This is a genomic window from Corallococcus terminator (genome assembly GCF_049194865.1).
Lineage (GTDB): Bacteria > Myxococcota > Myxococcia > Myxococcales > Myxococcaceae > Myxococcus > Myxococcus terminator_A.
Genome location: NZ_JBLZWL010000143.1, coordinates 13361 through 31594 on the forward strand (window position 1 = coordinate 13361; position 18234 = coordinate 31594).

The 18234-nt window shown below is 70.4% G+C and carries 12 protein-coding genes; 2 read left to right on the top strand and 10 right to left on the bottom strand.

Annotated features, from left to right (window positions below):
- Positions 1 to 184: 184 nt before the first annotated feature.
- Positions 185 to 3778: a transcription-repair coupling factor gene (gene mfd, locus ACN469_RS42635; protein WP_498778006.1), complete on the top strand. Its 3594-nt coding sequence runs from the start codon at positions 185 to 187 to the stop codon at positions 3776 to 3778.
- 81 nt (positions 3779 to 3859) lie between these two features.
- Here mfd and ACN469_RS42640 read toward each other — a convergent pair whose 3' ends face one another.
- The 7 genes from ACN469_RS42640 to ACN469_RS42670 form a co-directional block, all read right to left on the bottom strand.
- Positions 3860 to 4465: a flavodoxin family protein gene (locus ACN469_RS42640; RefSeq protein ID WP_498778008.1), complete on the bottom strand. Its 606-nt coding sequence runs from the start codon at positions 4463 to 4465 to the stop codon at positions 3860 to 3862.
- 103 nt (positions 4466 to 4568) lie between these two features.
- Positions 4569 to 5705 carry an acetylornithine deacetylase gene (argE, locus tag ACN469_RS42645; protein ID WP_498778009.1) on the bottom strand — a complete coding sequence of 379 codons (1137 nt, stop codon included), beginning with the start codon at positions 5703 to 5705 and terminating at the stop codon, positions 4569 to 4571.
- Positions 5706 to 5789: 84 nt separating this feature from the next.
- Positions 5790 to 7172 (bottom strand): formimidoylglutamate deiminase, encoded by a 1383-nt coding sequence (gene hutF, locus ACN469_RS42650; RefSeq protein WP_498778011.1) that lies wholly within the window; start codon positions 7170 to 7172, stop codon positions 5790 to 5792.
- Positions 7173 to 7237: 65 nt separating this feature from the next.
- Entirely contained in the window at positions 7238 to 8755 is a 1518-nt protein-coding gene (locus tag ACN469_RS42655; protein WP_498778013.1) for a hypothetical protein, read from the bottom strand.
- A gap of 64 nt (positions 8756 to 8819) precedes the next feature.
- On the bottom strand, positions 8820 to 10286 hold the full coding sequence (locus tag ACN469_RS42660) for a hypothetical protein (RefSeq protein ID WP_498778015.1): 1467 nt from the start codon (positions 10284 to 10286) through the stop codon (positions 8820 to 8822).
- An 88-nt stretch (positions 10287 to 10374) separates the two neighbouring features.
- Positions 10375 to 10854, bottom strand: coding sequence for a ferritin-like domain-containing protein (locus ACN469_RS42665; protein ID WP_498778017.1), 480 nt, complete (start codon positions 10852 to 10854; stop codon positions 10375 to 10377).
- A gap of 115 nt (positions 10855 to 10969) precedes the next feature.
- Complete coding sequence (locus ACN469_RS42670; RefSeq protein ID WP_498778019.1) at positions 10970 to 11278, bottom strand: hypothetical protein; 309 nt, start codon at positions 11276 to 11278, stop codon at positions 10970 to 10972.
- A gap of 170 nt (positions 11279 to 11448) precedes the next feature.
- Here ACN469_RS42670 and ACN469_RS42675 point away from each other — a divergent pair, with 170 nt between their 5' ends.
- Entirely contained in the window at positions 11449 to 12396 is a 948-nt protein-coding gene (locus ACN469_RS42675) for a DMT family transporter (protein WP_498778021.1), read from the top strand.
- 10 nt (positions 12397 to 12406) lie between these two features.
- Here the strand turns inward: ACN469_RS42675 and ACN469_RS42680 are convergent, their stop codons facing one another.
- The 3 genes from ACN469_RS42680 to ACN469_RS42690 form a co-directional block, all read right to left on the bottom strand.
- Positions 12407 to 12820 carry a hypothetical protein gene (locus tag ACN469_RS42680; protein WP_498778023.1) on the bottom strand — a complete coding sequence of 138 codons (414 nt, stop codon included), beginning with the start codon at positions 12818 to 12820 and terminating at the stop codon, positions 12407 to 12409.
- Between the two features lie 67 nt (positions 12821 to 12887).
- A complete protein-coding gene (locus ACN469_RS42685) occupies positions 12888 to 16628 on the bottom strand; it encodes a VCBS repeat-containing protein (RefSeq protein ID WP_498778025.1) in 3741 nt (1246 codons plus the stop codon).
- A 39-nt stretch (positions 16629 to 16667) separates the two neighbouring features.
- Positions 16668 to 18233, bottom strand: coding sequence for a hypothetical protein (locus tag ACN469_RS42690; protein ID WP_498778027.1), 1566 nt, complete (start codon positions 18231 to 18233; stop codon positions 16668 to 16670).
- Position 18234: the final 1 nt, after the last annotated feature.

Below are 18234 nucleotides of genomic sequence, written 5' to 3' on the forward strand. Positions count from 1 at the left end.
GATGCCTTGAAGGAGAGTAGGTCCTGCCCCGGGCATGCGGCCAACCCACCCCCGGTATGGCTGATTCGTGGAGGACACAGCATTCGGGGCGGCGTCGGCTCCGACACACGACACGCAATGCGCTCTGTCGTTGACCTGTCAGGGGCATGCCCCTAATTACGCCGGGGCCCTCAGGGGTCCACTCATGGACACTCCTTTCACACAGAGGCGGGATGGTGAGGCGGCGCAGCCCGGCGGCGTGCCTCTCGTGGCGGGTGACACCTTCGCCCGGTTGCTGGCGGAGCTGCGTCCGGGACACCGCGCGCGCATACAGGGACTGAAGGGCTCGGCCCGGGGCCACGTGCTGGCTCGCCTGCACCGTGAAACCCGCGCGCCGCTGGTCTGCGTGGCGGCGGACGAGGAGGCAGCCGATGCCCTGGCCGCCGACCTCGCCTTCTTCCTGGGCGGCACGGGCACGCTGCTGCGGCCGAGCGTGCTGCGCCTGCCCGCCGACGAGGTGCTGCCCTACGACGAGCTGTCTCCGGAGGCCGCCGCCGTCACCGAGCGGCTGGGCGCGCTGTTTCACCTGTCTCAAGGCACGCGCTTCCCGGTGCTGGTGTTGTCCCTGCGCGCGCTGCACCGCCGCGTGCTGCGCCCCGACGTCATGGCCGCGCTCACGGACCGGGTGGTGGTGGGCCAGGACCATGACCGGGACGCGCTCGCGCGGAAGCTCTCCCGGATGGGCTACCAGAACAGCCCGCTGGTGGAGGACGTGGGGACGTTCTCCGTGCGCGGCGGCCTGCTGGACGTCTTCAGCCCGCTCTACGACAAGCCGGTGCGCCTGGAGTTCTTCGGCGACACCATCGACTCCATCCGCGCCTTCGACCCGGAGTCGCAGCGCACGGTGGACGCGCTGAAGGAAGTGGACCTGGTGCCCGCGCGGGAGCTGCTGCTCACCGAGGACACCCGTCCACGCGCCGAGGCCGCGGCCCGCGCGGTGGCCGAGCACATCAACCTGCCCACCATCCAGCTTCGCGAGCGGCTGGACGCGCTGCGCGAGGGGATGCCCGGCTTCGGACTCGAGGGCCTGCTGCCCGCGCTGTTCGAGGGCGGCCTGGCCACGGTGTTCGACTTCCTGCGCGCGTGGAACCCGGAGGCGCCCGTCTTCTACCTGGACGACCCGCTGGAGCTGGGGCGTACGGCGGACGCGCTGTGGGACGAGCTGGAGCGCACCTTCGCCGCGGCCGAGGAGCGCAAGGACCTGGTGCGCCCGCCAGCCGAGCACTTCCTCTCGCGCGAGGCCGTCGTGGAGCTGCTGGGCGGCTATCGCGTCGTCGAGGGTGGAGGCCTGTCGCTCACGCAGTCCGAGAAGCCGCCGGTGCTCTTCCAGTTCGGCGGCACTCAAGACCTGCGTGAGGCGATTCTCGCGCACCACGGCGAGGAGGGCGCGCTCTCCCCGCTGGTGGACCGGCTCCAGCGCTGGCGGGACTCGGGCGTCGCGTGCGCGGTGGCGTGCGGCACGCTGGGTCAGGCGGACCGGCTCAAGCGGCTGCTGTTGGACCGCAACGTCATGGTGAAGGTGCACACCGAGCCGATGACGGACGCGTCGACGCTGTACGAGCCGGCGGTGTGGGCGCACCTCTTCACGGGGGAGGTGAGCCAGGGCTTCGTGGACGGCTCGGGCGGGCTGGCCGTGCTGTCGGACGAGGAGATTTTCGGCGTCCGCGCGCGTCGGCGCGTCAAGCGCGGCAAGAAGATGGAGGCCTTCGGCGCGGGCTTCAAGGACCTGAAGGAAGGCGACCTCATCGTCCACACCGACTTCGGCATCGGCCGCTACTCGGGCCTGACGAAGATGCAGGTGAACGGCGTGCCCGGGGACTTCCTCGTCCTGGAGTACGCGGGTCGGGACAAAATCTACCTGCCGGTGGGCCGCATGCGGCTCATCCAGAAGTTCACCGGCGGCAACCCGGACACCATCCAGCTCGACAAGCTGGGGACGGCGAGCTGGGAGAAGACGAAGAAGCGCGTCAAGGAGCAGCTCCTCAAGATGGCCGCGGAGCTGCTGCAAATCGCGGCCTCGCGCCGCGCCCACCCGGGCCACTCCTTCAGCGCGCCGGACCGCTACTTCGCCCAGTTCGAGGCGGACTTCGAGTTCGAGGAGACGCCGGACCAGGCCAAGGCGATTGAGGACGTGCTGGCGGACATGCAGAAGCCGGAGCCCATGGACCGGCTCGTCTGCGGCGACGTGGGCTACGGCAAGACGGAGGTCGCCATGCGCGCGGCCTTCAAGGCGACGCTGGACCGCAAGCAGGTGGCGGTGCTGGTGCCCACCACGGTGCTGGCGCAGCAGCACTTCCTCTCCTTCAAGAAGCGCTTCAAGGACTACCCCGTCGCGGTGGAGGTCATCTCCGGCCTGAAGAAGCCGCCCGAGGTCCGGGACATCCTCAAGCGCGCCAAGGAGGGCAAGGTCGACATCCTCATCGGCACCCACAAGCTCCTGGGCGGCGAGGTGGCCTTCAAGGACCTGGGGCTGATGATTGTCGACGAGGAGCAGCGCTTCGGCGTGAAGCAGAAGGAGTCGCTGAAGAAGTGGCGCTCCCAGATTGACGTGCTGACGCTGACGGCGACGCCCATCCCCCGCACGCTGCACATGAGCATGTCGGGCGTGCGCGACATGAGCATCATCGCCACGCCGCCTCAGGACAGGCGCGCCATCCGCACCTTCGTCATGAAGTACGACGCGATGGTGGTGAAGGAGGCGATTGAGCGGGAGGTGGCGCGCGGCGGGCAGGTGTTCTTCGTGAACAACCGCGTGGAGTCCCTGCCGTCCATGGAGCAGCAGCTTCGCGAGCTGGTGCCTCAGCTCTCCATCGGCGTGGCGCACGGGCAGATGGGCGACGGGCAGCTCGAGAAGGTGATGCTGGAGTTCACCGAGCGCAAGCACCAGGTGCTCCTGTGCACGTCCATCATCGAGAGCGGCATCGACATCTCCAGCGCCAACACGATGATTGTGAACCGGGCGGACCAGTTCGGCCTCGCGCAGCTCTACCAGCTGCGAGGTCGCGTGGGCCGCTCCAAGGAGCGCGCGTACGCGTACCTCCTGGTGCCCACGCGCAGGGCGGTGACCCGGGACGCGCAGCGACGGCTGGAGGTGCTCCAGAACTTCACCGAGCTGGGCGCGGGCTTCTCCATCGCCAGTCACGATTTGGAGATTCGCGGCGCGGGCAACCTGCTGGGCGAGAAGCAGTCCGGCGCCATCGCCGAGATTGGCTTCGACATGTACGCGCAGCTGCTGGAGGAAGCCGTCGCGGAGCTGCAGGGCCAACCGCCCAAGGTGCAAATCGAGCCGGACGTCACGCTGCCCATGCCCGCGCTCATCCCCGACGACTACGTCGCGGACGTGCACCAGCGGCTCGTCTTCTACAAGCGCTTCAGCCAGGCCAGCCACCCCGACGAGGTGACGGACCTGCGCGCGGAGCTGGTGGACCGCTATGGCGAGGCGCCCGACGAGGTGGACCACCTCTCCGAGCTGACGCTGCTGAAAATCGACATGCGCGACTTGCGCCTGCGGGGCCTGGAGGTCGGCACCCAGCGGCTGGTGGTGACGCTGGGCGCGGACGCGCTCCTGGATGGACCGAAGGTCGCCGGGCTGGTGCAGCGCTCGAAGGGCTACTACCGCCTCACGCCCGACATGAAGCTCATCGCCCGCGTGGCGCAGGGACTCCAGGGCCACGACCTCATCGCCGAGGCGCGCAAGGTGCTGCGGGACTTGGACCACTGCTCTCTGCCCCGGAGCTGAGAAGTCCCGAAACGAGAAGAGGCCCGGGACCGCGAAGTCCCGAGCCTCTCGCCGTCGACTCGCCACCCCGCGCGCCCAGGCTCAGGCAGCTTCGCTTTTCGCGACCGCCACGGGGCGCAGGAGAAACTCACGAGCGTCGGCCATGGCGCGCGCGTCCTGGAGCACGTCTGCAGGCTGGTTGCCGTGACCGATGAGGGCACCTCGCCACCTCATCTCCATGTAGTCCGCGCTGAGCTGGAGGCTCATCAGCAAGGGCTGGGCGACGCCGTCGTCCTCGTCGGAGGAGTGGCTGGTGACGAGCGACAGCACCTTGCCGCGCATCCGCTCACGGAAGCGCAGCTCCGGCAGCCGGAACCACCAGGACCAGTGCTCCAGGTAGGACACCGCGCTGGAGGGAAGGCCGTACCAGTACACAGGGGCGACGATGACCAGCTCGTCGGCGGCGAGGGTCCGCTCGGCGAGCGCCAGCATCTCCGGGCTCGCGGGCCGTGACGCGTAGCCGCCGGGCGCGTGGCGCAGGTCCTGGAAGGCCTCGTGCCTGTACTCGTTCAGGCGGAGCCAGTCCGTCACGGTGCCGGGTGGCAGCGACTCCGCGGCCTTGCGGGCGAGCTGCTCCGCGTTGCCATTCTCGCGAGCACTGGAGAGCAAAAAGAGGACGTTGCGCGGCGCCGCGGTGGAGGGGCTCATGTCGTCGGTCCAGAAAGAAAGAGGCCGGAGTGCAAGCACGGGGTGTGCGCCGGCTGCGTCTTCATAACGACGGGAGCCTCGCGGCGCACGAGGTGCGAGTTCCTCACGGCTCGCCGCAGAAGTGCGCCACCGCGCGCGCCAGCACGGCCTCGCAGCGCACCAGGTCCTCGGTGGGGACGTACTCGCCCGTCTGGTGCGCCACGCGGATATCGCCGGGGCCGAACACCACGGCCTCCGCGCCCAGCTCCGTCATCTGAGGGGCCTCCGTGCCAAACGGCACCGTGGTGGACGCGTTGCCGCTGGCTTCCACGAGGAAGCGCACCACCTCCGCGTCCGCGCGCGTGTTCACACCCCGGTCCGTGCGCAGCACGCGGATGTGGGCCTCGTAGGCGGGCTCGTCGCGAACCAGCTCCTGACGGATGGACTCCAGCAGCTCGGCCACGCGCTGTGTCGGCTGTCCCGGAATGGGCCGCCACTCCACCGTGAAGCGGCACGAGCCCGGCAGGATGTTCTTCGCCTTGCCACCCTGGATGACGCCCACGTTCACCGTGGTGAAGGGCGGCTGAAAGCCCTCGTCCAATTCCTCGCGCAGCACCGTCATGGCCAGCTGCTCCAGCCGGTTCAGGAAGCGCCCCGCGCGGAAGATGGCGGACGCGCCCGTGTCCGGATAAGCGCTGTGCCCTTCCTTGCCGAGCACCTCCACCTCCGCCAGGCAGTACCCCTTGTTGGCGCGCACCGGCGTGAGCTTCGTGGGCTCCCCGACGATGGCGTGCCGCGCGCGGCCCAGGCCCGCCGCCACCAGCTTCTTCGCGCCCACCAACCCGACTTCCTCGTCCGCGGTGAGCACCACCATCAGCGGAGCCTGGAGCTTCGTGGCCCGCTCGGCGGCGTGCAGCGCGCAGGCGATGAAGCCCTTCGTGTCGCAGGCGCCGCGCGCGTAGAGCTTGCCTTCCTTCTCCGTCAGCTTCAGCGCGTCCGTCCACGCCGCGTCGTACGGCACGCAGTCGGAGTGCCCCACCAGCGCGAGCGCCGCGCGTCCGGAGCCGCCCTTCACGGCGACCAGGTTCACCTTCTCCACGCCCGCGTCATCGGTGTACCGCTGACGCTCGGCGCTGAAGCCCGCCTTCTCCAGGCGCGCCTGCGCGTAGTCGATGAGCGGGGCGTTGGGTCGCGCGGACGTGGTGTCCATCGCCACCAGCTCCGTCAGGGTGGCCCGCAGCGCGGGCAGCGTGTCGCTCATGAAGACAACCTCCGGTGGCCGCGTCATGCCACCCCCTGGCGTCTGGCGCCAGCCCCCGGAGGGGCTCCTGTCACCCACGCCCCGTCAGGGATACAGCGTGCGCGCGAGCGCCTGGAACGCGCGCCCACTCTCCTCCGCGAGCGGATGCCGGCCGTCCCGCACCACCAGTCGTCCCGCCACCGCCACCTCGCGCACCGCCGCCTTGTCGGCGCCCAGGACGATGGAGGCCAGCAACGACGAAGGCCCCGCGCCCACCAGCGACGGGTGCCCCACGTCCACCGTGAAGAAGTCCGCGAGCGCCCCCGGCTCCAACATCCCCGTGGACAGGCCCAGGCTGCGCGCTCCCTCCACCGTGGCCATGCCCAACAGCCGCGCCGCGAGGCCCGACACCTCGCCGCCACCGGGGTCCAGCACCGCGCGCCGCAGCCTCGCGAGCCGCAGGTGCCCTTCGAGCTGTCGCGCCTCGTCCAGCAGGTCCACCAGCGCCTGGCTGTCCGAGCCCAGGCTGATGCTCGCCCCCGCCTTCACCAGCGCGTCCGCGGGGACGATGCCGTCCCCCAGGTTGCGCTCCGTGGACGGACACGCGCACACCGTCGCGTGGGCGGTGCCCAGCATGGCCACCTCCTCGTCCGTCAGGTGCACGCCATGCACGGCGGTGAAGCCCGGGTTCAACAGCCCCAGGTCCGACAGCAGCTCCACCGGCCTGCGCCCATGCTCGGCGAGACACGCCTCGATTTCCTTCGGCTGCTCCGCCACGTGCATGTGCACGGGGAACCCTCGCACCTTCGCGACGGCGGACAGCCAGTCCTTCGTCACCGCGCGCACGCTGTGCGGCGCCAGCCCCACGCTGACCGCCGCGTCGTCACGAGCCTCGCGGGCCAGCGACTCCGCCGACGCGAGGAAGGTGTCCACGTCCGGGTCGATGAAGCGACGCTGGCGGGGATTCGCCGCCACCTGGAAGCCCGCGCGCGCATAACCCACGCGCAACAGGCAGATGCGCAACCCCGCGTCCCGCGCGGCCCGGATGACGGAGTGGGCCAGCACGTTCCGGTCCGCGTACGGCGTGCCGTCATGTTGATGATGGATGTAGTGGAACTCGCCCACCGTGGTGATGCCCGCCAGCGCCATCTCCACGAAGACCTGGCGCGAGGCCACGTACACGTCCTCGGGTCCCAGGGCCTCGGCGGCGCGGTACATGGCCTCGCGCCAGCTCCAGAAGTCATCCGCCTCGCGACCCGAGACGACGTACTCGGTGCGTCCGCGAATCAGGCGCTGGAAGGCATGGGAGTGGCCGTTGACCAGCCCCGGCAACAGCGCGCGGCCCGGAAGCCGGACGACGCTCGCCTCGGCGGGCACGGACGACGCGTCGACGACGCGGCCCTCGGCACCCACGGCCAGGGCGCGCCCCTCGATGAGCTGGCCTCCCACGTACAGGAAGTCCGGCTGGTAGACAGTGATGTCGCTCACCCCAACAGCGTATGCCAGCGGACCGCGCCCCGCAGCAGCCACGACACGGTCCGCCAGCGATGCTGTCAGCGCGCGAACGCCCTTGTCGAACTCTGCGTCGACGCGAGGGTCTCCGCCTCCGGCGTGAAGGGCTTCTTGCTGCCCTCCTTGCCCGGGCCCCGCTCACCCACGCGGATGGCCGGCGCGGACGCGTTCACCGTGCCCACGTAGAACACGCCGTGGTAGCCCTCCGAGTTCACCGAGTCCCACGTGTGCACGAAGTAGCGCTCGCCGTTGTTCTTGCCCTTCGCCTCGCGCACACCGCAGTCCAGCCTGTCCCGCACGCCCTTCGAATCCACCGAGCAGATCCACGCGGTGCCCGTGTCGTAGGCCATGTCGAGCGCCACCACGTTGTCCAGCTTCTCCTTCAGCAGCAGGCCCATGGGCCGGTGCTGCTGGTTCCACGGAAGGCCCTTCTTCGTGCGCGAGTGGATGTTGCCCGACAACACCACGTAGAAGCGCTGGGGCGCGGACTCCACCTGGTGGATGAGCGTGGCCGCCATCGCGTCCTCGCGCTGCTGCCCGTTCGCCTTCGGGTGGTCGAACACGACGACCTCCACGTCCAGGCCCCGCGAGCGCAACTGGCGCAGCTGCTCCAGCATGTTCGCCATCGCCTCGCTGCCACGGCCGTCCGGGTACGGGCTGCGCCAGAAGGGCGACTCCATCAGCTTCTGCCAGTCCTCTTCCCCACCCTGGCTCTCCAGGAACGCGTCCACGCGGCCCTGGTTCTCCAGCGGCAGCTCCAGGCCCACCGTCACCGGGATGCCCGCCACCGTCGCCTGACAGGAGGTCTGCGCCACGAAGCGCGGCACCTCCCGCGTGCCGTGCAGCTCACCCAACATCAGCACCGCGCCCGGCTTCGCCTGCTTGCCCAGGCCGATGATGGGCAGCCCGCACTCCATGGAGAGCTGCGACGGCGCCTCCTTCGCGTTCGGCGCCTTGGCCACCTGCACCGGCTTGGGCGCGTTCTCCTCCTTCGCCAGGAGCGGCGCTATTTCACGAAACACCCGCCACTCCATCAACAGGTCTCGCTGGGACTGAGCCGACTCGATGAAGAGGTTCTCTCCACGAGGCGCATCGATGACTTCCTCCCAGTCCTCGGCGCTGGTGAGGGGCTCGCTTCCTCCCGATGTCGGCTCGGGGGTGTTTCCTTCATTTCGCAAGATGTTCCGGCTGACACCCCAGTCCAGCTCCCTGCCGGCGGGGGACAGCGTCTTGTTGGAGCTCTTGGTGATGCGGAAGATCTGCAACTTGCTCGACGTGGGCGTCTCGCGCCGGCCCACCACCATGTACCGGTGGAAGAAGCCCGAAATCTTCGACCCGCCGAACTCCTGCCGCCACTCCGTCTGGAGCACCATGCTGCCCTTGTCCTCACGGAAGGGCAGGCCGTTGCGCGCGAAGTACCCCTGAACCTCCGGCCACATCTCCGCGAGCGGCCGGTCGTAGATGGCCTCCCGGTCTGGAATCTCCAAGTCACTCCGGTGGGCCGCACAGCCCACCAGACCCCAGGCCAACACCACCACCGCACACAGTACCGAGCGCATCCACCCTCCAGGTCTCACGTTCCCGAAATGGAACGCGACCTGGAGGGCGGCATATCGCTCCGGCTCAGTGCGACGACGCGAGCTTCCCCGCGTCTTGCGAGAACGGGCTCTTGCTGCCCTCCTTGCCCGGGCCCCGCTCACCCACGCGGATGGCCGGCGCGGACGCGTTCACCGCGCCCACGTAGAACACGCCGTGGTAGCCCTCCGAGTTCACCGAGTCCCACGTGTGCACGAAGTAGCGCTCGCCGTTGTTCTTGCCCTTCGCCTCGCGCACGCCGCAGTCCAGCCTGTCTCGCACGCCCTTCGAGTCCACCGAGCAGATCCACGTGGTGCCCGTGTCGTAGGCCATGTCGAGCGCCACCACGTTGTCCAGCTTCTCCTTCAGCAGCAGGCCCATGGGACGGTGCTGCTTGTTCCACGGCAAGCCCTTCTTCGTGCGCGAGTGGATGTTGCCCGACAGCACCACATGGAAGCGCTGGGGACTCGACTCCACCTGGAACGCCACCGTCGCCGCCATTGCGTCCTCACGCTGCTGCCCGTTCGCCTTCGGGTGGTCGAACACGAAGACGTCCACATCCAGGCCCTGGGCGCGCAGCTGGCGCAGGTGCTCCAGCATGTTCGCCATCGCCGCGCTGCCACGACCATCCGGATACGGGCTGCGCCAGAAGGGCGCCTCCATCAGCTTGAGCCAGTCTTCTTCCCAGCCCTGACTGTCCAGGAACGCGTCCACGCGGCCCTGGTTCTCCAGCGGCAGCTCCAGGCCCACCGTCACCGGCATGCCCGCCACCGTCGCCTGACAGGCGGCCTGCGCCACGAAGCGCGGCACCTCCTGCGTGCCGTGCATCTCGCCCAGCAGCAGCACCGCGCCCGGCTTCGCCTGCTTGCCCAGGCCGATGATGGGCAGCCCGCACTCCACCGCGAACTGCGACGGCGCCTCCTTCGCGTTCGGCGCCTTGGCCACCTGCACGGGCTTGGGCGCGTTCTCCGCCTTGGCCAGCACGGGCGACACCTCGCGGAACACCCGCCACTCCATCAGCATGTCGCGCTGGCCCTGGCCCGACTCCGCGAAGAACCCGTTCTCGCCCCGAGGGAAGGCCAGCCGGTCCTCGGCGTCCTCGACGCTCAGCCCAGGAAGCTCCGCATCGGGCCCCGCCAGACTGCGGCTCACCCCCCAGTCAATCTGGTTGCCCGGGGGCGCCAGCGTCTTGTTCAGGCTCTTGGTGATGCGGAAGATCTGGAGCTTGCTCGACGTGGGTGTCTCGCGCCGCCCCACCACCATGTACCGGTGGAAGAAGCCTGAAATCTTCGACCCGCCGAACTCCTGCCTCCACTCCGTCTCCAACACCATGCTGCCCTTGTCCTCGCGGAAGGGCAGCTCGTTGCGAGTGAAGAACCCGCGCACCTCCGGCCACATCTCCGTGAGCGGCCGGTCATAGATGGCTTCCCGGTCCGGATAATCCAGCTCACCGCGATGGGCCGCGCAGCCCGTCACCATGACCCCACAAGCCAAGACCATGACCCAGCGCACCATGCCGCCTCCTGGCAATCCTTGTCCGGGAGCCTAGAACGGCGGCACATGTCTCGCATATCGGACGGGAGCCCCTCGCCCGCACCCGCGGTCAGGCCTGGACCTCGGAGCCCGCGTGGGCGGAGGCCCGCTCCCAGGGGCGGGTCCGGACGGCCTCGCGAATCCAGAGGATGTGGCGCCGCTCGTCCTCGCGGTGCCGCTCGATGAGCGGGCGCACGTCGGGGCTCCAGTCGAAGCGCAGGGCCAGGTCATACGCCCGGTTGGAGAACTCCTCGTTGCCGAGCATGGCCACCAGCGCGGCCTCGGTGCCCATCATGCTGGACATCGCGGTCAGCCCCTTCATCGCCGCGCCCTTCAGGTCCGGGCGCAGGTCCACCGGGGCGCCGCCGAAGTGGTGGATGAAGCCATTGAGCTCCCGCACATGGCGCAGGTGGTCGGCGCGGAACTCACCGAGCCGCTCGCGGACCAGCGGCTCAGGGATGCGAGCCAGTGCCGCGTCGTACGCGCCCACCGCATCCGCGTCGAGCTGGGCCAAGCTCCGCAGCCGTGCCACCTCGGACTTCTCGGCCATGTCGACTTCCTCCGCGCCAGGGTCGCGTGCAATGTGAGAAGCCTCTTCCCGAAGGCCAACCCGTCCCGGAAGTCCCGGGTCCGTTTGCCCTGATGCCGGGCGAGCGGGCAGCGGCTCAAGGACGAGGATGGGCCGGGTGCAAGGCGGCGGGCACGTCAGCACGGCGCCCCTTGCGGCGGTGCATGAGGACGATGAGCTCCCCGAGCACGGCGCTCACCAGCAGCAGGGCGTTCGTCACCACGAAGACCCAGTTGCGCACCAGCACGCTGTAGACGGTGAAGCCCAGGGACGCCGCCATCTGGCCCAGGAAGAGCCACTGGGACACATCCTGGCTGGAGCCTGACTTCCACTGTTTGTGGATCTGCGTTCCCAGGGTCATCAACAGAACGAAGGAACTGAACCAGCCCACGGCCTCGGTGCCCATGCATCCTCCTGGATACAGATGCGCACGCGCTCGCTCGCCGTCAGCCCGCGCGGACCCTGTATTCGCGTGAAGGCGTCCGTGACGAAGCGGCCCAGGTGGGGCCTGGTTGGTCGGCGGCTCTCAAGCGCCACGGTGCATGTGCCTGGGGCGGATGCTATGGCGACGCCACCATGGACTCCGCCACCGCATCCACCACCGTGAAGCCGGCGGGCCCGCTGAAGGTCGCCCTCGCCTACTGCACGTGCTTCGTGCTGTGGGGCTCCACCTGGTCCGTGGTGAAGGTGGGCCTGGAAGACCTGCCGCCGCTGCGCTTCCTCGGCACCCGCATGCTGGTGGCGGGCCTCTTCCTGCTGCCGTTCGCGCGTGCGCGTGGACGGGTGGACACACGCACCGGAGGGCGCATCGCCGCGCTGGGCCTGCTCCAGCTCGCCGTGCCCTTCGGCCTGCTCTTCTTCGCGCAGCAGTGGATTCCCTCGAGCTGGGCCGCGCTGCTGTTCTCCACCTTCCCCCTGTGGCTGCTGCTCGTCGGCCGTGTGCTGATGCCGGACCAGCCCCTGACGCCGGGCAAGGTGCTCGCGGCGAGCCTGGGCGCGATGGGCGTGGTGGTGCTCCACTCCTCGGGCGTCGAGGGACTGGAGCTGTCCGGCAAGGTGCTGCTCGGCGTGGTGATGACGCTGGTGGCCGTGGCGGTCATCGCCGTGGCCAACGTGCTGGCCAGGCGCCACATGTCACACGTCCCCGCGCAGGTGCTCGTCTTCGGCCAGACGCTCAGCAGCGCGGTGCCCCTGCTCGCGCTCTCCTTCCTGCTGGAGTCGGACTCGCCCGGCAACTGGACGCCGCGCGCGCTGGGCGCCGTCTTCTACCTGGCGGTGTTCGGCACGGCCTTCACGTACCTGTGCCTCTACTGGCTCTTGCCGCGCATCTCCCTCACGGCGCTCGGCGCCATGGCCCTGCTCGACACGCTGGTGGCGGTGGTGCTGGGCGTCGCCTTCCTCGGCGAGCCCTTCACCCTGTCGCTCGTCGTGGGCGGCGCCCTCATCCTCGGGGGCGCCGCGTGGGCCAACGCGCTGCCGCAAGAAGCAGCGCCACGTCCCGCCGACGACAACACCGCGCGCTGAAGCGCGGGCGTCAGCGCGAGGTGTTCAGCGCGCGGTGCTCCTGAATCCACGCGCGGGCCTCATCGAGCGTGTCCACGTAGCGCACGTCGAGCGGGCGCCCACCGCTGAGCATGGAGCCCACCATCAGGCTCTTGGTGGTGGCCTTCTGCTCCAGCGCCGCGCCGATGTAGACGATGCCCAGGAACCAGTCCGCCTTCGCGTGGTCCACCAGGTAGCGGCGCGACTCCGGACTGAGCTGCGAGTCGGTGATGTCCGCCGCCAGGTAGTAGCGCCCGTCGACCGACAGCGTCTTGTAGAGGCCGCAGGACCAACGCGACGTGTCCTCGGTGATGGCCCCTCGGAAGCGCGCCCAGAGGATGTCCGGCGCTTCCAGCCACGCGCGCTGCTCGCCGTGGCTCCACTCCTGCTCCCAATCCCTTGCCATGAGACTCCCGCGATGATGCCGGGCCCAGGATAGGCCCGGCCGCCCGCGGTTCCCAATGGCCCCCGCGCTAGAAGCGCAGCGGTAGCGCGAACGCTGTCCCGTTCTGCGTTCCTGTCCGGAAGCTCCGGGGTGCACCGATAACCATCGTTGGCGGGGTTCCACCCGAGCCCGGCACGAGCGCGAGGTCCTGTCCGAGCTGGGCTCGCTCGGCGCCGTCACCGGCGATGGTGAAGTACGGCGAGAGCGCGCCGCTGAGGTTGGGCGCACCCGCGTAGACGAACACGGCGCCGCCGCCATCCGAGGCCTCGGAGGCGCCCGGCGCGCTCACCACCAGGTCAGGGACGTTGTCGCCCGACAGGTCCACGTTGCCCGCCAGCGCCGTGCCGAAGCCCACCGCGCGCGACTTGTGCACCAGCACCACCGGCGTCAGTCCATCACCGAAGGCGCCCACCACGAGCGGGCTGCCAGCGGACTGCTTCTTCGCCATCTCCGTCGTGAGCTGCGCCTTGTCGAAGAGCAGGACGACGGGCTGGGTGACGCCGTTGAACGGCACCGCGGTGGCGCTGATGGCCAGGAAGTCCCGCTGGTCCCCCGTCGTGCCGCCCGCGTTGCTCATGACCTTGCCCGCGCGCGCGATGGCCAGGCCGAGGCCGAGATTGTTGAGCTGCACCTCGCTGTCGCCCGCGATGCGCCACACCGTCGGCGTGGTGCGACCACCGCAGCGCCCACCTGCCGCGTTGTAGCCGAAGAGGATGGCCACGCCGGAGCGAGCGCCCTCCGCGTAGCGCCACGCGAGGTCGTCGCAGCTGTCCCCGTTGATGTCGCCCAGCGACGTCGGCGCGCTCGTCTGGAGCGCCAGGGAGGGCCACGAGTAGACCGAGTCACAGGTCATCGTGAGCTTCGTCAGCGACGTATCGTCCGGGTCGCGTCCCAGGAACACCTCCATGCCCCTGTCGCGAAGCACGCCCACGTCCTGGTTCCCGTCTCCGTTGAAGTCGAAGCCGCCCACCAGCCCACGGCCCAGCGCCGAGCGCTTGCACTTCGCATCCGTCTCCGGCGTGCAGCCCGCTATCTGCAGCGGCGCCCACACGCGATAGGCGGGCTTGAAGGAGCCGTCCGCCTGCCCCAGCGACACCAGCAAGCCGCCCACGGACTGGTTGGCCGTGGTGAGGCACTCGGGTCGCACCGTCTGGTAGGTCGTGGCCAGCTCCGCGTTGTTGCTGGCCGGCACGACGAAGCCCGTGGCGCCCACCACCAGGTCCGGGAGCTTGTCCCCGTCGAAGTCCGTGAAGGCCACGTCCGCGCCCACGGTGCGGCCCGCCTTGTGCGGGGAAGGCGCGCCCTCCTCGGCCACCACTGCCGGGGCGGCGCGAGCCACGCCGCGCACGTACGCCCGGCCAATGGACATGGCGTCACCGTCGCCGTTGGCGCCCGGACCCGACCAGCCCGGCGCGCCCAGCAGCGCCACCGCGCCCTTGGGCCCCACCGCCACCGCCACCTGCTCGCCCACGCGCTCCACGCTGGGCTTCGCCGGCACGTTGGCGCTGGTGCGCGCCCACTCCACCAGCGAGGCGCCTCCACGACGGAACAGCTCCACGCGGCCGGTGAAGGCCCCCTGCTCGGACGAAGCGCGGCCGGAGAAGGCCGCCAGCGAGTCACCCTCCGGCAGGCGCCACACCGCCAGGCCCGAGCCCAGGGTGTCCGACTTCGCCGCGCCATTGAGCGCCGACAGTGACTTGTTGATGACGGCGCCCTTCGTGAGCGTCGACAGCGGATACACCAGCACCTTGCCGCCAAAGCGCAGCGTGGTGCCGCCCGGCCCGGGCGGCGCGGCATACGGCGCGCCCAGCACCAGCTCCGGACCCGGCGTGCCGTCCACGTCGAGCACCGCGAAGCTGCGTCCCGCGACGACACCGGCCGTGTCTCCGTAGATGCGCGCGAAGGCCTCCTCGCGCTTCACCTGGGGCGGCGTGGTGGTCGGGTCACCGGTGGGCGCGTAGGCGCTCAGGTCGAACAGCAGCGCGCCACCCGAGTCCGGGCCGGAGCGCACACCACCGCTGGTGCTCAGGTCCGGCGAGTCCGCGCGGTCCGCCACCGCCATCAGCAGCGGAGGACGCGTGTCATTCGCGGGGATGGCGGCCAGTCGCCACGTGCCCTCATTGCCGTCCGCGAGGTTGGCGGGCAGCACATACACATCAGGGCTCGCCCGGAAGCGAATCCCCTCGGAGCGCGCGAAGAAGACGGAGATGGCCACCTGCGTGCCGGAGACGGCGCCTTCCGCGGTGTAGCGGGACACGCGGCTGAGCGCGGCGATGTCCAGCCGCCCATCCTTGTTGAAGTCCGCCGTCACCAGCGCGCGGCCCAAGTCGGAGCCGGTGCGCGCCATGGGCACGCCCTCGCGCGACAGGTCCGAGCCACCCAGGCGGATGGTGGGGAGGTCCGGCACCGGCGCGCTCGGCGTGGCCAGGTAGATGTCCACGGTGCCGCGCGCGCGGATGTTGTTGCTGGGCGCCAGGTCTCCCGCGGGCGAGCCCACCACCAGGTCCACCTTGCCATCACCATCCATGTCCGCCACGGACAGACCCGCGCCGAACGCGGCATCCCTCAAGAGGCCGGCGAGCTGCAGGCGCAGCGGCGCGGGCGCCCCACCCTTGAAGGTGTAGAGGTACACCGCGCCCGCGTTGCTCGTCGCCACGTCGGCGCCCGGCGAGGACACCACCAGCTCCGCGCGTCCATCACCGTCCAGGTCACCCGCGGCCAGCGCGTCACCGAACTGCGCGGTGTCCGTGTCGCCCGTGAGCACCCACAGCGGCTGGGCCTCCAGGCCTCCACTGCCGCCCTTGTAGATGAACACCGCGCCGCCCGTGGGACGGCCCATGTCGCTCTCGCGCTGACCCACCGCGAGGTCCAGCGTGCCGTCACCATCGAAGTCCGCCGTCACCAGGGTGGCGGCATCCGTGAGCCGGCCGTGCGCGAGGCCCGGCCGCGTCAGCTCGTCCAGCACCACCACCGTCACCGACGCCTTGTCTCCGGTGAACGGGTCCGCCGCCTCGAGCACCGCCGCGCCCGTGTCACCCGCCACGAAGCCGATGCGCCCGGCCACAATCGTCCCGGGGCCCGACACCTTCGTCCACACCACCCTGTCACTGCCACCGCGCGTGGCCAGCGGCACGGAGGAGCCCGAGGGCGCCGCGAGGAACGCGGGCGCGCCATTGAGCCGGGCCGTCTTGCTCACTTCGTACTGGAGGATGGCCTCGTCGCCCGTCTGTGAGTCGAGCACGGTGATGAGGTCCAGGCCCTCGGTCGGGCCCGCCGTGTAGAGGCCATCGGCGGAGAGCGAGCCGCCGGAGAGGTTCTGCTTCAGGTTGTACCTGGCGGTGCCCAGCAGACCCTTCGCCGCCACCTGGAAGGACGTGCCCGGCCGAAGCTGGGCGCGCGCCGGTGCGATGTCGAAGAGCGCCGTCACCTCCAGCGTGGCGCGGGCGTCCCCCTCACAGCGGGCGTCCTCCACCACCAGCGTGTCGGTGCCCGGGGTGAGCCCCGCGATGAAGCGCTGCGCGCGCAGCTCACCGGAAGAGCCCCCTGCCTCCAACCGGTAGCGGTACACACCGCTGCCGCCGGTGGCCACCAGGGACACCGGGCTGCCCACGCGAACCCGAGGGGGCTCCGCGCGCAGGGTCAGCGGAGCGCGGCCCGTGCACTGGTCCACCTCCGGAGGCGGCTCGTTCTCACGCGCGGGGTCCAGGTCGTCCGAGCAGGCCGTGACGAGGAGCGCGAGGAGGGGGGCCGCGCGAGGGAATCGAATCATGGTGTGCCTCGAGGGGTCAGGCGGGTGCGACGGAGGGCTTCAGGGCTTCGCGCCGGACGCGGCCCAGCGCTGGATGAGGGAGATGAGCTGAGGGTCCAACGGACCATCCGCGGGCATGCGCTGGTCTCTCACCGAGGCGGTGATGAGGGGCGCATTCTCCTTCCACAACTCGTACGTGTTGAGCGCCCGGCCGGGGCCGGTGGAGTGGCACTTCTCGCAGCGCGACACATGGATGGGCTTGATGTCCGTCGCCCAGCTCAGCGCCACGGTGCTCACGGGCTGGTAGTCGAACGGCACCAGGCGCCTGGCCTCGGTGCCATCCAGGAAGCGCGCCACCACGCCGAGCGCCTGACGCCCCGCCTCCAGGCCCGCGAAGGAGTACGGCTTCGGGGTGCCGTCCGCCTCCTGGCCTCCCAGGCTGTACACCGGCCCTTCGCCCGTGGCGGGGAACTCCACGCCGCCCACCTGGAAGACGACGGCCTCGGGCACCACGCCGGTGGGCATCACCGCGCGCACCACCAGCCCGTCCTCCACCACCTGCATGCCCTGGTGCAGCCCCGTCACGCGCGGCGCCGGAGAGCGGCTCACCGCCACCGTCTCACCGCCGAGCTGCACCCACGCGCAGCCGCTCTCGTCCGCGGACAGGAAGCGGAACTCGCGCGTGTCGATGCCCTGCGCGAGGCCCCACTCGTTCGCGTCCGCGTCGTACAAGAGCAGCGCGTCGCTCGACTTCACCCACAGGAAGCGGCCCGACGCGAGCAGCTGCACCGGCCGCTGCGGCAGGGACACCCGACGCCAGCCTTCCTTCGGTCGGCGCAGCAGGCCCTGGTTGGTGAGCAGCCACAGCTCTCCGGAGGTGCCCAGCCCCGGGCCCAGTCCGGCCAGCGACTCCACCACCTCGCCCTCTTCGAGCGGAGCGCCCGCCTCGCGCACGTCGAAGTGCACCAGGCTGGTGGCCACCGCGACATGCAGCTTGCCGTCGCGAAGGAACCACACGCCCGCGGAGCCCTCGGCCGTCGGGGCCGCCGCCAGCGCGGTGATGCCGGTGAGCGCCTCGCCCTTCACCTTCAGCGCGGACAGCGTGCCGTCGCGGAGCTGGAAGAGGCCCGTGGGATGCGCCAGCCACACCGCGCCATCCGAGGACTGCGTCGTCGCGGTGATGCCCAGGCCCAGCGCGTCACGCCACGGAGGGGAGATGAGCCACCCCGACTCGGCGAGGAAGAGGCCGTTTTGCGCCTCCACCAGCGCGCTGTGCGGGCCCATGCGAAACACGGCGTTGACCGTGCCCAGCTCGGCGCTGTTGCCCGGGTGGGGCGCCAGCGCTCCCAGCGAGCCGTCCAACCGGATGCGGACGACGGTGCCGCTGGTGTTGGCGAAGATGCCGCCCCCAGACTGGTCCGCGAAGCCCGGGGCCGACGCCAGCGTCGTCTTCGACCGGACCTCGACGGGCCGGAAGGAGACGGGCCGAGGCCTGTCCAACGGGAGGGATTCGTCGCCGCACGCGGTGAGGAGGACGGCGGCGCAGAGGGGAAGAAGTCGAAGAAGAACGGGGGCGGCGGACCGCCCCTCGTCCATCTCCCGGGGGGCTCGGGGATGGTGGCGCATG

Bases quoted from the DNA above. Each gene is read 5' to 3' on its own strand.
- argE (WP_498778009.1), bottom strand. From the start codon at position 5,705: ATGAGCGACACGCTGCCCGCGCTGCGGGCCACCCTGACGGAGCTGGTG.
- ACN469_RS42675 (WP_498778021.1), top strand. From the start codon at position 11,449: ATGGACTCCGCCACCGCATCCACCACCGTGAAGCCGGCGGGCCCGCTG.
- ACN469_RS42640 (WP_498778008.1), bottom strand. From the start codon at position 4,465: ATGAGCCCCTCCACCGCGGCGCCGCGCAACGTCCTCTTTTTGCTCTCC.
- ACN469_RS42685 (WP_498778025.1), bottom strand. From the start codon at position 16,628: ATGATTCGATTCCCTCGCGCGGCCCCCCTCCTCGCGCTCCTCGTCACG.
- ACN469_RS42660 (WP_498778015.1), bottom strand. From the start codon at position 10,286: ATGGTGCGCTGGGTCATGGTCTTGGCTTGTGGGGTCATGGTGACGGGC.
- ACN469_RS42655 (WP_498778013.1), bottom strand. From the start codon at position 8,755: ATGCGCTCGGTACTGTGTGCGGTGGTGGTGTTGGCCTGGGGTCTGGTG.
- ACN469_RS42680 (WP_498778023.1), bottom strand. From the start codon at position 12,820: ATGGCAAGGGATTGGGAGCAGGAGTGGAGCCACGGCGAGCAGCGCGCG.
- mfd (WP_498778006.1), top strand. From the start codon at position 185: ATGGACACTCCTTTCACACAGAGGCGGGATGGTGAGGCGGCGCAGCCC.
- ACN469_RS42665 (WP_498778017.1), bottom strand. From the start codon at position 10,854: ATGGCCGAGAAGTCCGAGGTGGCACGGCTGCGGAGCTTGGCCCAGCTC.
- ACN469_RS42670 (WP_498778019.1), bottom strand. From the start codon at position 11,278: ATGGGCACCGAGGCCGTGGGCTGGTTCAGTTCCTTCGTTCTGTTGATG.
- ACN469_RS42690 (WP_498778027.1), bottom strand. From the start codon at position 18,233: ATGCGCCACCATCCCCGAGCCCCCCGGGAGATGGACGAGGGGCGGTCC.